15 protein-coding genes are annotated in these 14811 nt (G+C 60.2%); 10 read left to right on the top strand and 5 right to left on the bottom strand.

Going from position 1 to position 14811, the window contains the following annotated elements; translation table 11 throughout:
• Window positions 1-153 precede the first annotated feature (153 nt).
• Window positions 154-2091 (top strand): alpha/beta hydrolase-fold protein, encoded by a 1938-nt coding sequence (locus VFO93_RS12585; protein WP_325134726.1) that lies wholly within the window; start codon window positions 154-156, stop codon window positions 2089-2091.
• Window positions 2092-2228: 137 nt separating this feature from the next.
• On the opposite strand, the gene VFO93_RS12580 is transcribed toward VFO93_RS12585, so the two are convergent.
• Window positions 2229-3074, bottom strand: coding sequence for a hypothetical protein (locus VFO93_RS12580; RefSeq protein ID WP_325134725.1), 846 nt, complete (start codon window positions 3072-3074; stop codon window positions 2229-2231).
• Between the two features lie 174 nt (window positions 3075-3248).
• Between VFO93_RS12580 and VFO93_RS12575 the strand changes: the two genes are divergently transcribed.
• Entirely contained in the window at window positions 3249-4682 is a 1434-nt protein-coding gene (locus VFO93_RS12575; RefSeq protein ID WP_325134724.1) for a M48 family metalloprotease, read from the top strand.
• A 184-nt stretch (window positions 4683-4866) separates the two neighbouring features.
• Here the strand turns inward: VFO93_RS12575 and ychF are convergent, their stop codons facing one another.
• The gene (gene ychF, locus VFO93_RS12570) at window positions 4867-5967 is read right to left on the bottom strand and encodes a redox-regulated ATPase YchF (RefSeq protein ID WP_325134723.1); all 1101 of its coding nucleotides are present in this window, start codon (window positions 5965-5967) and stop codon (window positions 4867-4869) included.
• A gap of 179 nt (window positions 5968-6146) precedes the next feature.
• Complete coding sequence (locus VFO93_RS12565) at window positions 6147-6533, bottom strand: DUF3276 family protein (RefSeq protein WP_325134722.1); 387 nt, start codon at window positions 6531-6533, stop codon at window positions 6147-6149.
• A 220-nt stretch (window positions 6534-6753) separates the two neighbouring features.
• Here VFO93_RS12565 and VFO93_RS12560 point away from each other — a divergent pair, with 220 nt between their 5' ends.
• The 4 genes from VFO93_RS12560 (at window position 6754) to VFO93_RS12545 (ending at window position 9529) form a co-directional block, all read left to right on the top strand.
• Window positions 6754-7689, top strand: coding sequence for a DUF58 domain-containing protein (locus VFO93_RS12560; protein WP_325134721.1), 936 nt, complete (start codon window positions 6754-6756; stop codon window positions 7687-7689).
• A 5-nt stretch (window positions 7690-7694) separates the two neighbouring features.
• Window positions 7695-7940, top strand: a complete 246-nt coding sequence (locus VFO93_RS12555; RefSeq protein WP_325134720.1) for a hypothetical protein — start codon at window positions 7695-7697, stop codon at window positions 7938-7940.
• 146 nt (window positions 7941-8086) lie between these two features.
• Window positions 8087-8542: a hypothetical protein gene (locus VFO93_RS12550; RefSeq protein WP_325134719.1), complete on the top strand. Its 456-nt coding sequence runs from the start codon at window positions 8087-8089 to the stop codon at window positions 8540-8542.
• A 156-nt stretch (window positions 8543-8698) separates the two neighbouring features.
• Window positions 8699-9529 (top strand): hypothetical protein, encoded by an 831-nt coding sequence (locus VFO93_RS12545; RefSeq protein ID WP_325134718.1) that lies wholly within the window; start codon window positions 8699-8701, stop codon window positions 9527-9529.
• 92 nt (window positions 9530-9621) lie between these two features.
• Here VFO93_RS12545 and VFO93_RS12540 read toward each other — a convergent pair whose 3' ends face one another.
• Window positions 9622-10383 carry an SDR family oxidoreductase gene (locus VFO93_RS12540; protein WP_325134717.1) on the bottom strand — a complete coding sequence of 254 codons (762 nt, stop codon included), beginning with the start codon at window positions 10381-10383 and terminating at the stop codon, window positions 9622-9624.
• An 80-nt stretch (window positions 10384-10463) separates the two neighbouring features.
• The gene (locus VFO93_RS12535; RefSeq protein ID WP_325134716.1) at window positions 10464-10868 is read right to left on the bottom strand and encodes an AraC family transcriptional regulator; all 405 of its coding nucleotides are present in this window, start codon (window positions 10866-10868) and stop codon (window positions 10464-10466) included.
• Between the two features lie 119 nt (window positions 10869-10987).
• Here VFO93_RS12535 and VFO93_RS12530 point away from each other — a divergent pair, with 119 nt between their 5' ends.
• The 4 genes from VFO93_RS12530 (at window position 10988) to VFO93_RS12515 (ending at window position 14623) form a co-directional block, all read left to right on the top strand.
• Complete coding sequence (locus VFO93_RS12530) at window positions 10988-11551, top strand: DUF1572 family protein (protein ID WP_325134715.1); 564 nt, start codon at window positions 10988-10990, stop codon at window positions 11549-11551.
• Window positions 11552-11746: 195 nt separating this feature from the next.
• A complete protein-coding gene (locus VFO93_RS12525) occupies window positions 11747-12649 on the top strand; it encodes a helix-turn-helix transcriptional regulator (protein WP_325134714.1) in 903 nt (300 codons plus the stop codon).
• An 81-nt stretch (window positions 12650-12730) separates the two neighbouring features.
• Window positions 12731-13570: an SDR family NAD(P)-dependent oxidoreductase gene (locus VFO93_RS12520; protein ID WP_325134713.1), complete on the top strand. Its 840-nt coding sequence runs from the start codon at window positions 12731-12733 to the stop codon at window positions 13568-13570.
• A 201-nt stretch (window positions 13571-13771) separates the two neighbouring features.
• A complete protein-coding gene (locus VFO93_RS12515; protein WP_325134712.1) occupies window positions 13772-14623 on the top strand; it encodes an SDR family NAD(P)-dependent oxidoreductase in 852 nt (283 codons plus the stop codon).
• Window positions 14624-14811 lie beyond the last annotated feature (188 nt).

The following is a 14811-nucleotide window of genomic DNA, read 5'->3' as shown; positions in this document are numbered from 1 at the left end:
CTCCAAAAAAGAGGGGGAGCCTGACGCCTTTTTGACGTAAGCTGACGTCCATTAGCGGTCGGCTCCCCCTCTTTTTTGGAGAGGGGGCCGGGGGGTGAGGTGCCCCGAGCGACGAGCCAAAAACCACCAAAAACCAGCCACTCCCACCCCCACATGAAACTCCCCTTCCGCCAGACCCTCGGCCTACTGCTGCTAGCCGCCGGCAGCGCCCTGGCCCAGCAAACCCCCATTCTCAAGCAACCGCCGGCGGGCTTCGACCAGCCGCGGACGGGCATTGCGGCCGGGCGCATCGACAGTATCAGCTACCCGTCGGCCACGGTGGGCACCACGCGCAAGGCGCTGGTGTACACACCGCCGGGCTATTCTAAGAAGAAAAAATACCCGGTGCTGTACTTGCTGCACGGCATCGGGGGCGACGAAAAGGAGTGGCTGCGCGGCGGCCAGCCGCAGGTGATACTCGACAACCTCTACGCCGAGGGCAAGCTGCAACCCATGCTGGTGGTGATGCCCAACGGCCGGGCCATGAAAGACGACCGGGCCGTGGGCAATATCTACGGTCCCGACAAGGTGGCGGCTTTCGCCAACTTCGAGCAAGACCTGCTGCACGACCTCATTCCCTACATCGAAAAAACGTATAAGCCGCTCACTACCCGCGAAAACCGCGCCATCGCGGGCCTGTCGATGGGTGGTGGGCAAAGCCTGAATTTCGGGCTGGGCAACCTGGATAAGTTTGCCTGGGTGGGCGAGTTTTCGGCTGCGCCCAATACCAAGCAGCCCGCCGAGCTAGTGCCCGACCCGGCCAAGGCCCGGAAGATGCTCAAGCTGCTGTGGCTCGAGTGCGGCGACGCCGACGGGCTGCTCTCCGTGAGCCAGCGCACGCACGACTACCTCTACCAGCACCGCGTGCCGCACGTGTACTACATCGAGCCGGGCGGGCACGACTTTAAGGTCTGGAAAAATGGACTGTACATGTTTTCGCAGTTCCTGTTCAAGCCCGTGGACGTGGCCGCGCTGCCTAGCTACACGGTACTGGGCGCGCCCGCCGCCACCAACGTACGCAACGCCAAATACCCCCAGATTTTGCCCGACAACCGGGCGTCGTTCCGCCTCAAAGCCGCTGATGCCCAGCGCGTGCAAGTGGACCTGGGCCGCAAATACGACCTCACCAAAGGCACCGACGGTTACTGGACTGCCACCACCGATACCCTCAGCGAGGGCCTGCACTATTACTCGCTGCTGCTCGACGGCCTGCCCGTGGCCGACCCCGCAAGCGATACCTTCTACGGCATGGGCCGCATGGCCAGCGGCATCGAAATTCCGTCGCGCAACGGCGCCTTCTACGCCCAGCAAGACGTGCCCCACGGCGAGGTGCGGCAGCGCCGCTACTACTCGAAAGTCACCAACTCGTGGCGGGACATGTACGTGTACACGCCGCCCGGCTACGACGGCAACACCACCCAAAAATACCCGGTACTGTACCTACTGCACGGCGGCGGCGAAGATGAAACCGGCTGGGTGAAACAAGGCAAAACCGACCTGATACTCGACAACCTGCTAGCCGCCCAAAAAGCCAAGCCCATGCTCATCGTCATGATGGATGGCAACGTAGGCGGCCCCGGCGGCCTGGCCGGCTTCGGCGAAAACACGCTGCGCACCTTCGAAAATGAGCTCAAGCAGAGCGTATTGCCGCTAGTAGAAAGCAACTACCGCGTGGCGGCTAATGCCCAAAACCGGGCGCTCGCGGGCCTCTCGATGGGCGGCCTGCAAACGCTGTATGCCGGCGTGCGCAACAGCGACATGTTCAGTCAGCTGGGCGTGTTCAGCTCTGGTTTTTTTGGCAATAACCCGCAGCTTTCCGACCCGCAGTACGCCTACATGAAAGCCAACGCGGCTACCCTCAACACCAACCTGAAGCCGCTGTGGCTGTCGATGGGCGGGCCGGAGGATATTGCCTACGCCAACAACAAAATCATGCGCGCCAAATTTGACGAGCTGGGTATCAAGTACGTGTACAGCGAGTATCCGGGCGGCCACACGTGGCCGGTGTGGCGGCACGATTTGTACATGTTTGCGCAAGGGTTGTTTCGGTAGGAATTCCTTATAAATCGGGTCATGCTGAACGCAGTGAAGCATCTCTACCGCACCGTTTGGGTCCGTCCAACGGTGCGGTAGAGATGCTTCACTGCGTTCAGCATGACAGGCGTTGTCGGTTATACAACCAACGTTACTTACTTATCTGCCAGCTGCGCGCTGGTGCGCAGGTTAAACGTGCTGAACGTGTACTGCGGGCCGCCGCGCATACCGCCGCCCATGCCCCGGCCGTAGCCACCGCCCATGCCGCCGCTGTTCATGGCGCTATAAGGGTCGGAGGAGTTATCTGATTTTGGCATCTTGGGCTTCATACCGGCCAGCGTAACGCCTACTGTAGCGGCCTGGCCGGCGGCCAGATTAGGCACGCGCTTGTAAATGAGGCGCAACGGCACGGCCAACTCGTAAATGAGGTTGCCTTGCGGGTCGAGCGCGAGGGCGGCTTTCACGCCGAGTAGCGACTGCGCATCTGCCAACACGGGCTCCTTACTACCCCGGAAGTTGAGCAGTTCCATTTCCTTGGAATTCAGCAGCACCTGGCGCAGGCGGGCCTGGTGGTCGGCCTGGCGCTCGGCGGCCGAGGGGCCCATTGCGCCGGCCGGGCGCTGCTCGCCTTTAGGCAACGATTCGAGGTCAACGGGCAGCGGGTACCGGATGCCGAGCTGCTGCTGGTTGCGGCCAGTGCTGTCGAGCCACACCACCGTGCCGAGGTAGGCAAACTTGGCCTGCGTGGGCATGTCGTTGATTTTGACGCGCAAATACAGCGTGCGGCCGTCGTTGAGCACGCCGTACTGCATCTTGCTGTTGGCGTCGTATTGCAGCGAGTCGGTCCACTCCGTAGCCTGGCCGTCGATGGTGGGCGGCGTGGCTACGTACACGCTTTTGATTTTGCCGGGCGGCACTTTGGGGCCGCCCGCGGGGGCCGTGCCCGCCCCGAGCAGGGCGGCGGCCGGCAGCAGCGCCAGCCAGAAGGGAGAGTAGGGCATAAGACGAATAAGCTTAAAAAGCGGCAGTTCACAAAACTACGCCGCCCGCGTAAGTCGGCTGTGAAGCGGCGCGGCGCGCTTGGCCGCATTCTTGCACAATCCGAGCCAATACCCACGCAAACCCGGCCCCCGGCCTTTGCGTTCAGGCTTCAGTTAAGCTCTTCTTTTACGCTCATGGCTCTTACTTTTTTCCGCACTGGCGCGCTCGCGCTGGCCCTACTTCCGCTAGCGGCGCTGGTGCCACGCACCCCCGCCCACCCCACCACCGCCGTGGCCGCGCCCCTGCAAGGCGCCAAGCCTGACCCTGAAGTGATTGCGCAGTTCGGCTTGTTTGAAAATCCTAAGCTGCAACAGTACATTGCCAAGCAGGGCAAGCAGATGACGGCCATCTCGGACCGCCCCGGCGACTACGGCTTCACCATCGTCGATTCGCCCATTATCAACGCTTTTGCCACGCCCGACGGGCACGTGTACTTCACGCGCGGCATCATGGCCTATTTTAATAATGAGGCGCAGTTTACGGGCGTGCTGGGGCACGAATTGGGCCACATCACGGCCCGCCACGGGCAGAAGCAGCAGACGCGCAGCACCATAACTAGCTTGGTGTTGGGAGTAGCTTCAATGGCCTCAAAAACGGTGGCCTCACTGGCGCAGCCGCTGTCGCAGGGTGCGGGCGTTTGGCTATTAAAATATAGCCGCGACGCGGAGAATGAGGCTGACCAGCTTGGGGTGAAATACTCGACCAAAACTGGCTACGACGCGGCCCAGATGGCCGACTTCTTCCTGACCCTGGAGCGCACCGAAAAAGCCAGCGGCGGCGGTAGCACGCCCGGCTTCCTGTCGTCGCACCCCAACTCGGCCGACCGCTACCAGCGCGTGAAAGGCCTCGCCGCCCAGGCCAAGCAGAGCGTGGGCGGCCGCGCCCTCACCGTGAACCGCGACACCTACCTGCGCTCCATCGACGGGCTGCCCTACGGCGAAGACCCGCGCCAGGGCTTCGTGGAAAACAGCACCTTCTACCTGCCCGAGCAAAAGCTGCGCCTGCCCATCCCCAGCGGCTGGAAAACTCAGAACTCGCCCGAGCAATTCCAGATGGCCGAGCCCAATGGTAAAGCCATCATCGCGCTGGTGCCGGCCGGCACCGGCACGCTCGATGCCGCCGCGCAGTCGCTGGCCAAGCAGCTGGGCCTCAACTCGCCTAGCGCCCAGCAAACGACCATCAACAGCTTTCCGGCTGTAGTGGTGGAGGGCGACCAGGCCGCCAGCAGCCAGCAAAGCACGCCGGCCCACGTGCGCGCCTACCTCATCCAGGATGGCAAGTCGGTGTATGGCCTCATTGGCCTCGCGCCCACGGCGTCGTTTGGTACCTACGCCCCGCAGTTCAACAACGTAGCCCAGGGATTTCAGCGCCTCACCGAGGCTGACAAGTTGAACCGCCAAGGCGAACGCATTCGCATTAAAACTGCCACCGGTGCTACTACGCTGGCCTCGGCGCTAGCTGCTAACGGCGTGCCATCCAAGCGCTACGAGGAAATCGCCATTTTGAATGGCATGCAAACCACCGACCGGCTGAGCAAAGGCATGCTATACAAGATAGTAGCCAAATAGACCGCAGATTCAAACGGATTTGTAGGATTAAACGGATACGCCCGCTGCGCGGGCTGATTACTCGAGCGCAGGAGTGGCTTCGCCAACTCTTGTGAGGTTAGCCGAAGGCTACCCTGCGTTCAAGTAATCAGCCCGCGCAGCGGGCGTATCCGTTTAATCCTACAAATCCGTTTGAATCTGCGGTCTAGACGTTGAAGCGGAAGTGCATGATGTCGCCGTCCTGCACCACGTAGTCCTTGCCTTCCACGGCCATCTTGCCGGCTTCCTTGATTTTCACTTCCGTCTTATACTCCTGGTAATCGGGCAGTTTGATAACCTCGGCGCGGATGAAGCCCTTCTCGAAGTCGGAATGGATGACGCCGGCCGCCGCCGGGGCCTTGTCGCCGCGGTGAATGGTCCAGGCGCGCACCTCCTGCACGCCGGCCGTGAAATAGGTGATGAGGTTGAGCAACTCGTAGCTGGCCCGGATGAGCTTATTCAAGCCCGACTCGGTGAGGCCATACTCGCCCAGGAACATAGCTTTTTCCTCGGGGTCTTCCATCTCGGCAATCTGCGACTCGATGGCGGCCGAGACAAGCACTACTTGGGCACCTTCGGCTTTCACGTGCTCGCGCAGGGCGGCTACGTGCTTGTTGCCATCGGTGGCGATGCTGGCCTCATCCACGTTGGCCACGTAGATAACGGGCTTGATGGTAAGCAATTGCAAGTCGGCCACGGCCTCCAGCTCGTCGGCGGCAGCTTGCACGGCGCGGGCATTCTGGCCGCCTTCGAGGGCTTCCTTGAATTTGTGCAGGGCCGCTACTTCCTTCTTGGCCACGGCGTCGCCGGCCTTGGCGCTGCGCTCGCTCTTGATGAGCTTCTTGTCAACGCTCTCCAGGTCTTTGAGCTGCAATTCCGTGTCAATCACGTCCTTGTCAAACACTGGGTCTACCCCACCGGCCACGTGCACGATGTTGGGGTCTTCGAAGCAGCGCACCACGTGGATGATGGCATCGACCTCGCGGATGTTGGCCAGAAATTTATTGCCCAGGCCTTCGCCCTTGCTCGCACCTTTCACCAGGCCGGCGATGTCCACAAACTCGATGATGGTGGGTAGCACGCGCTTGGGGTTCACGAGGGCTTCCAGGATTTGGAGGCGCTCGTCGGGCACGGTTATCACGCCCACGTTGGGCTCGATGGTGCAGAAAGGGTAGTTGGCCGACTCGGCCTTGGCGTTTGATAACGCGTTGAAAAGCGTGGATTTGCCGACATTCGGCAGGCCGACAATACCGCAGCGGAGGCCCATTTTGTTGAGTTTTGAATTGTGAGTTATGAGTTATGAGTTGCTCTCATCTCATTTTGCAAAGGTACGGCCGGGCGGCGGTGGCGGGGCTATACAAAAACGCGCCGCTGCCCGGTGGGGCAGCGGCGCGCCGGGGCCGCTTCGTTTTTTGGTCGTGTTTTTATTCGTGGGTAGTCAGGCTGTTAGTAGGTAGTGTCGCCGAGGTCGGCGGCCGGCTGGGGCGGCTGCTGGGTTTCGGGGCGGGTGGGCTGCTCGCCGTCGTAGGCGGGGCGCGGGCGGTCTAGCTCAGCTACTTCTTCTTCGGTCAGCAGCTCTTCGCGCACGTAGTCCACGGCGTCGTGCAGGGCATCGATGAATTTGTTGAAGTCTTCTTTATACAAGAAAATCTTGTGTTTTTCGTAGCTGGCGGGGCCGTCGGGGTCGCCACCGGGGCGGCGTTTGCTTTCGGTGATGATGAGGTAGTAGTCCTGGCCGCGCGTGGCTTTTACGTCGAAGAAATACGTGCGCTTGCCCGCCTTCATGCGGTGCGAGTAGATTTCTTCCTGGTCTCGGGGGTAACGGTCGTCCACGGGTAAAGTGTCGAAAAAAGGTAAAACTATAGTGGATATGGGGCGCTGTGGGGTCACAAATATAACGCCAAACCGTTTAGCTTAAAGGACTCTGCCGCGCCGTAGCCAGCCTTTTAGGAAGTTGGTTTCGCAGCAGCGGCATTTTAAGGGAACTAATGCAATTGGGAAACCAGTAGTTTTGTACAGCTACGCTCCTCCTGCTGATTTTAGTTTACCGCCCATGCCCGCCGCCCCTATCGACCTCGCCGCCATTCGCTCGTTTGAGAACCTGGAGCTGCTGGCCCGGCAGCTTGTCGATGGCTTTATTACGGGGCTGCACCAGTCGCCCTACCACGGCTTTTCGGTCGAGTTCAGCGAGCACCGCTTGTATAACCCCGGCGAAAGCACGCGGCACATCGACTGGAAGGTATTTGCCCGCACCGATAAGCTCTTCGTGAAGCGCTACGAAGAGGAAACCAACCTGCGCGCCCACCTGCTGCTCGACGTCAGCCCCAGCATGTATTATCCCGCACCGGGCCACGACAAGCTGAAATTCAGCGTGCTGGCCGCCGCCGCGCTCACTACGCTCTTGCAGCGCCAGCGCGACGCGGTGGGCCTCGTCACCTTCGGCCAAACGGTGGAATTGCAAACGCCCGTGCGCTCGACCAGCAGCCACCGCCACACGCTGTTGCTGGCGCTGCAACAGCTATTGGAGCGCCCCGCGCCGGCCGCTACCGGCCGGCCGGCCACCAGCACCGACGTGGCGGGCGTGCTGCACACCATTGCGCAGCAGATTCCGAAGCGCTCGCTCGTAGTCGTGTTCAGCGACATGCTGGGGCGCGGCGCGCAGGAGCAGGAAGCTGCGCTGGCCGCCTTGCAGCACCTGCGCCACCAGCACCACGAGGTGCTGCTGTTTCACGTGCTCGACCGGGCCACGGAGTCGAATTTCGACTTTCAGGACCGGCCGTACATCTTCGAAGATGTCGAAACGGGGCAGGAAATCCGCCTTCAGCCGGCCCAGGTGCGCGAGCAGTACCGGGCGGCCATGCGGCAGTTTGAGGAAGACCTGGCCCTGCGCTGCGGGCAGCTCAAAATCGACTTCGTGCCGGTGGACGTGCGTGAGCCGTTCGACAAAGTTCTTTACGCCTACCTCGTCAAGCGCGGCAGAGCGCGCTAGCTTTCATGTTTTTACTTACTTCTATTCTCGGCTTTATCGCGTTGCTGGTGCTCGATTTGTTGCTAGCTTCGGTTACGATGTACATCGCCTACTCGCACGGCCACTCGCGGGGCAAGTGGTTTTTGCTGGGCATGGTGCTGCCGTTTTTCTCGATTTTTATCGCGCTGGCCGTGGCCATCCGCGACGAGCGCCGGGCCGAGCGGGCGCGCGGTGGCGCGCCCAAGCCGGTGCCCGAGCCGGGCGAGTTTTAAATTACAGCTGTTAGCCATTGGCTGCTAGCTGTTAGCTCCTTTTGAGAAGAAGCTAGTAGCCAGCAGCTAATGGCTGACAGCTAAATAACTGCTAGTTTCGCGGCAGTTTTCACCGGCCGGGCTGCCCGGCTTTTACGTTTTTGAGTATGTACCAAATTCTGCTTTACCTGCACTCCTGGGGCCGCTGGCTCGTGCTGCTGACGGGGGTGCTGGCCGTGTTGCAAGCCTACAGCGGCTGGAACGGCAACCGCCCCTTCACCAAAGCCAACAACGGCCTGAGCGCCGCGTTTACAGGCTTTATGTGGTTGCAAGTACTTGTGGGTCTGGGGCTTTATTTCGGCCTGAGCCCCTGGGGGCTGAATGGCATCAAGCAATATGGCATGAAAGACCCCACGGCGCGCTTCTTCGGCGTCGAGCACATCGCCCTGATGCTTATCGCGACCATTATCGCGCAGGTGGGCCGCATTGCCCTCAAAAAAGCGCCCGATGGCGCGCCCCGGCACAAGAAAGCCTTCGTCTATTTCGGCATCGCGCTGCTGCTGGTGCTGCTCATGATTCCGTGGGGCATCTGGAACCCGGCGCGGCCTGCGTTCCGCTTTTAATAGATAGCCTGAGCCTAAAAAAAGCCTTTTCACCGCGCGGTGAAAAGGCTTTTTTTGATTACGAAATATTGCGGTGATAAGCAGGCAGTGCGTGCAACCCGGCGAGGGTTATTCTTACTCCTGAGTATATCACTTCTTCATCTACTACTCCTGCTTATGTTTCCATTCCACTACACCCGGTTTACGTTTTTGCTGCCTTGCCTGGCGCTGGCCAGTTGCCTGACGGCTTGCCAGGATAAGAAAGACGCGCCCGAAGCAGCGCAATGCGCGGGCACTTCGGCTTCGGCGGCGGGGCGCGTGGTGGTGCGCTACCAGGAGCAGCTTGGCAGCACCGGCCCGGCCGCGACGCTGCTTTGCAATGACGAGGTGATACACCCCTGCGCCAACTACACGCTGGAGCAGGTAGTTGCCACCACGGGCAGCCAGCTCAGCATCAATTTTACGGGGGTAACTACCCCAACCCTGTGCCTGACGCACCCGCGGCTGGCTTACACCCAGGTCGACTTAAGCAAACTGCCGCTCGGCACCTACAACGTGACGTGGCAAGCCGGCGGCCGGCAAACTACCGGCTCCATCGCCATCCTCACCGACCGCGTGGAAGTGAGCAGCTGCGACAGCAACACCGTGGCCGTGCGCAACCCCATCACCTACCGCATTCCGGCCACTACCGTGTGGGGCCAAAGCTACGCGCGCACCCCGGCCGCCCAGGCCGCCGTGGCAGTGGTGCTCGACTCGCTGCGCAAGGAAGGCGCCGTGCCGATAACGCTGCCGGCCGGGCGCTACAGCTACTTCCAGGTCGATGCCACCGGCAAGCTCGTGCCCATTTCGGCCAGCCAGAACGGGCAGCCCGCGTCGGCCATTGTCACGCCCGTTCTGCTGAGCTACAGCGGCAATTTTGCGCGTATCAAAGGAATACTGAAACGCAAGCCACAGGCCGCCGACTTGTCATTTGGGCTAAACTCGGCGCGCGGCGAAAATGCCTGGTAGCTTCTCGCTTAGGGCAGCGGCTTGGCTTATCTGTTCTGCAAAAAGCCCTTCGTTTGCGCAAACGAAGGGCTTTTTTGCAGAACAGATAAGCCTTAAATAGCCTGCCCGCCGCTCACCTCGATGCGCTGCCCGTCAATCCAGCCGGCTTCGGGAGTGCAGAGGAAGGCTACCACGGGGCCCACATCCGTAGGCAGGCCCACGCGGCCCATGGCGGTGAGGCCGGCGATGTGGGCGTTCATCTCCTTATTGTCGCGGGTGCGGCCGCCGCCGAAGTCGGTTTCGATGGCGCCGGGGGCTACCACGTTGGCCCGGATGCGGCGGCTGGCCAGCTCCTTGGCCTGGTACTTCGTGAGGGTTTCCACGGCCGTTTTCAGGCTGGCATAGGCCGACGAGCCGGGGAAGGTGATGCGCGTGAGGCCCGACGAGATGTTGACGATACCGCCGCCATCATTTAGGAGCGGCAGTGCCTGCTGCGTCAAGAAAAACGGGCCTTTGAGGTGAATATTCAGCAGCTCATCAAACTGCTGCTCCGTCGTTTCGGCAAAGGGCGCATACAGCCCGGTACCGGCGTTGTTGATAAGAAAGTCAAACCGGTCGGCGTCGAAGGTGTCGCGCAAAGCAGTTTTTACCTGCTCAAAAAAACTACCGAACGTACTGACCTTGGAGGCGTCGAGTTGAAGCGCTACGGCCTGCCGACCTAGGGCCGTGATTTCGGCCACTACTGCTTCGGCCTCGGCCTGCTGGGTATGGTAGGTCAGGATAACGTCGAGGCCTTTTTTGGCCAGGTTTTGGGCCATGTCTTTGCCCAGGCCACGGCTGCCGCCGGTAACGAGGGCGATTTTAGAAGTACTCATTTTTAGTGCTGGTTAGGGTGAAATGACCCTGCAAAGGTCTGGGCAGCGGCAACCTGCCTTATGGTGAGTAGTACAGTTTTTTAGGCGAGCGCTGCTGCTGCGCGCTGCCCGGCGCGCACTTGCTCGCGGTACTGCTTGGGGGTGCAGCCACCGGCAAAGCGCTTAAAAAACTTGGTAAAATTGGCCGGGTCGTAGGTGAGCGTAGCCGCAATGGCAGCCACGGGCTGGTCAGTATCGCGCAGCATCCGCTGTGCCACAGCCAAGATGCGCAGCTGATAATCGTGGCACGGCGCGTGGCCCGCCACGAGCTTAATGGTATTGCTGAGGTGCGTGGAATGCAGGCAAAGCACGCCGGCTAGGTCGCGGATTTCGAACATCTCGGTGGCCCGGCCCGCCACTAAGTCGGCCAGGTGCTGGTCTACGGCGCGCAAGTAGTCGGCGTATATCTCGTGCTGGCGGGCCAGTATTTTCTTGGGAAGAGGCATGTCGAAGCAACAAATGGGCGACGGAATATTCCTGCTGAATTGGGAGCTACCTAGACGCTGAACCCGACGGTTTACTTTTAGCTTCGCAAGCCCTTCAGCGTCTCCAACCAGCTAATCCCATGCCTACCGATTTCCTCTCCAGTGCCCACAAGCAGTTTGCCTACTACCAGCTGCTCGGCGAGCAGGCTATGGCCCAAATTCCTGATGATAAGCTATTCTGGCAGCCCAATGCGGCCAGCAATAGCATCGCCACCATCGTGAAGCACCTGTGGGGCAACATGCTATCGCGCTGGACCGATTTCCTCACCACCGATGGCGAAAAACCCTGGCGCGCCCGCGAAGCCGAGTTCGACAACGACCTCACCACCCGCGCCGAGGTTATGGCGAAGTGGCACGCGGGCTGGCAGTGCCTTTTCGCCGCCCTGGGTGCCCTCACGCCCGCCGACCTTGAGCGCACCGTCTACATCCGCCACCAAGGCCACTCCGTGACCGAAGCTATCAATCGACAACTCGCGCACTATCCCTACCACGTCGGCCAAATCGTATTCCTGGCCCGCCTCGTGGCCAATGAGTCGTGGCAGTCGCTATCCATTCCGCGCGGCAATTCAGCGGCTTACAATGCGGAGAAGTTTGCCAAGCCCCCGCACCAAGAGCACTTTACGGATGATAAGTTGGGTAAGTAGCCCATGCACTCACATTGATTTTGACCTAAAAACACGTTTGTCATACTGAGCTTGTCGAAGCATCTCTACCGCACCGTCCGGGCCGTTCAACGGTGCGGTAGAGATGCTTCGACAAGCTCAGCATGACAAACGTGTTTTTATTTAACCAGTCTACCCGATTCTCAACCTACCATTTGATTCTCGTAACTTCGTCCCATGTCGAAGACGCAGACCCTAGAGGACTTCTACCAGCAAAAAATCCATTGGATGCCCGAAAATCTGCGGCAGGACATTGGACATTTCAATATGTTTCGGCTCGACGACTACGTGGGGCCGCGGGCGCACAGCATGCCCTATAGCCGCAAGGATTTTTATAAAATCACGCTGGTATCGGGCAATAGCAACTACCATTTTGCCGACAAGACGATAGCGCTGCGCGGCCACGCGCTGTTTTTTGCTAACCCGCTGGTTCCCTATACCTGGGAGCCGCTGGGCGACGACCAAACGGGTGTTTTCTGCATCTTTACCGAGGCTTTTTTGCAGCGGCAACTCGGCGCGCTACCGCAAGACTTGCCCATGTTCCGGCCCGGCGGGCAGCCTGTGTATATGCTCACCGACGAGCAACTGGCGTCGCTGCAACCTCTATTCGACAAGATGCTGGCGGAGCTAAATTCTGACTACACTTACAAATACGACCTGTTGCGCACCTACGTGATGGAGCTGCTGCATAGCACTTTGAAGCTACAGCCCGCCACCACGCTCTACCACGACAGCAACGCGGCCACGCGCATTGCGTCGCTGTTCACGGAGCTGCTGGAGCGGCAGTTTCCGATAGAGTCGCCGGGGCAGCGGGTGCGGCTGCGCAGCGCCGAGTCGTTTGCGGGGCAGCTGGCGGTGCACGTCAACCACCTCAATCGGGCGCTGAAGGAAGTGACCGGCAAAACCACCACCCAGCTCATTGCCAGCCGCCTGACGCAAGAAGCCCACGCGTTGCTCAAGCACACGCCCTGGAACGTGGCCGAAATCAGCTACTGCCTGGGCTTCGAGGAGCCAGCACATTTCAGCAACTTCTTTCGCAAGCAAACCGGCGTAGCTCCTTCAACCGTGCGGGTTGTTTGATTTTTGCAAGTATTGGTTTGAACCGGGTAAGTTGGTCGGCTTGGGGCACCGCTTGTTTTGCAGTGTCAAAAACTTCAACCAATGAGCACTCCCAAAACCTGGTTTGTAACCGGCGCCTCGCAGGGCCTGGGCTTGGCCCTGGTACAGCGCCTGCTGCGCGAAGGCCACCAAGTTGCCGCCACTTCCCGCACTAAAGAAACCCTCGCCCAGGCCGTGGGCAACACCTCGGCCGCCTTTCTACCGCTGCAAGTAGACCTAGGCAGCGATACCAGCGTGCAAGCCGCCATTGCCCAAACAGTCAGCACCTTCGGCCGCCTCGACGTAGTGGTGAACAACGCCGGTTACGGCATCGGTGGCAGCATCGAAGAGCTAAGCGACGCCGAAACCCGCCAGGCCTTCGACGTCAACGTGTTTGGCACCCTCAACGTGTGCCGACAAGCGCTGCCGCACCTGCGCCAGCAGGGCATGGGGCACATTATCAATATTTCGTCTATCGCGGCGCTGGCCGGCGCTACCGGCTGGGCCGTGTACTCGGCCACCAAAGCGGCCGTGAGCGCCTTCACCGAAATTCTGGCCCAAGATGTGGCTGGCTTCGGCATCAAGGCGACGGTAGTAGAGCCGGGCGGGTTCCGCACCAACTTCCTCACCGCCGAGTCGCTGGCCTTGCCGCAGCAGCCCATTGCGGCTTACGAAGACGTGCGCGCCTCGCACGCCCGCTATCTCCAGCTCAATGGCAACCAGGGCGGCGACCCCGAAAAAGCCGCCGCCGCCATCATCCAGCTCGCCGCCGAAGCCAACCCGCCCCTGCACCTGCTGCTTGGCCAGGATGCCTACAACCGCGCCACCAGCAAGCTCGAAGCCCTAGGTCAAAATTTCCAGGCCTGGCGCGAGCTAACGCTTTCAACCGGCTTTACCAACTAGCAGAAAACCGGGGCGGAAGGCATCAATTTTCTACTTGATGTTACCAGAATATAATTTTTGGCGTGCAACTACGGTATGTTAACTGCTATCTCGTCTATAGTGCAGTAGTCATCCACGTTTTAATTCCCGCCCCTATGTTGTACCTCTTTGGCCGCCTCGCGCTCAGCGATTCTCTTTCTTACCACGAAGATTTCAACTACGATGACTACCAAGAAAATATGGTTCGTGACCGGGGCCTCGAAGGGCCTGGGGCTGACGCTCGTGCGGCAGCTATTAGCCGCCGGCTACGCCGTGGCCGCTACCTCCCGCAATCTGGCCGAGCTAACGCAGGCTGTGTCAGCTGCACCTGACCAATTCTTGCCCCTGCACATGGACCTCAGCAGCGAGGCCAGCGTGCAACAAGCTATCGAAGCCACCATCAGCACCCTAGGAGGGCTCGATGTGGTGGTAAACAACGCGGGCTACGGCCAGCTCGGCGGCCTCGAAGAGCTTACGGACCAAGAAGTTCGGCAGAATTTTGAGGTCAATGTCTTCGGCCTGCTCAACGTGCTACGCTACGCCACGCCGCACCTGCGGCAGCAGGGTTCAGGCCAGGTATTCAATATTTCCTCGGTGGGTGGCTACACCGGCAACTTCCCAGGCTGGGGAGTCTACTGCGGTACCAAGTTCGCCGTGGCCGGCCTCACCGAATCGTATGCCGCTGAAATGAAGGAATTTGGCGTGCACGCCACGGTAGTGTACCCCGGCTACTTCCGCACCGATTTCCTCACTAGCGGCTCGCTCGGCACGCCCAAAAACCCGCTTGCTGCTTACCAAGCCGTCCGCGACTCGCAGGCCCAGCACGAGCAGCAAATCAATGGCAACCAGCCCGGCGACCCCGTGAAAGCAGCCGAGGTGCTCATCCAGGTCAGCGAGGCCGAAAACCCGCCCGTCCACCTCTTCCTAGGTGCCGATGCCAACCAGATGGCTGCCCAGCAAATGGCCACCGTGCAGCGCGACGTGCAGCAATGGCAAGCCGTGACGAGCGCCACGGATTTTTCAGTAGAAGCATAATTGGAACACCCAGGACGCAAAAACCGTCTGTCATGCTGACGAAGGAAGCATCTTATCACGGCCGCCTGCGTTAAAAATTAATTATTCTTCCGATTGCCGCGAATGATATAAGATGCTTCGCAAGCTCAGCATGACAGATTGATTTAGAACCCTAGGTACTAAAAAGGCCCGTGCTGAAGCTTCAGCAC

It is taken from the genome of Hymenobacter sp. (assembly GCF_035709525.1).
Lineage (GTDB): Bacteria > Bacteroidota > Bacteroidia > Cytophagales > Hymenobacteraceae > Hymenobacter.
This window is presented reverse-complemented; position numbering and strand designations above follow the sequence as displayed.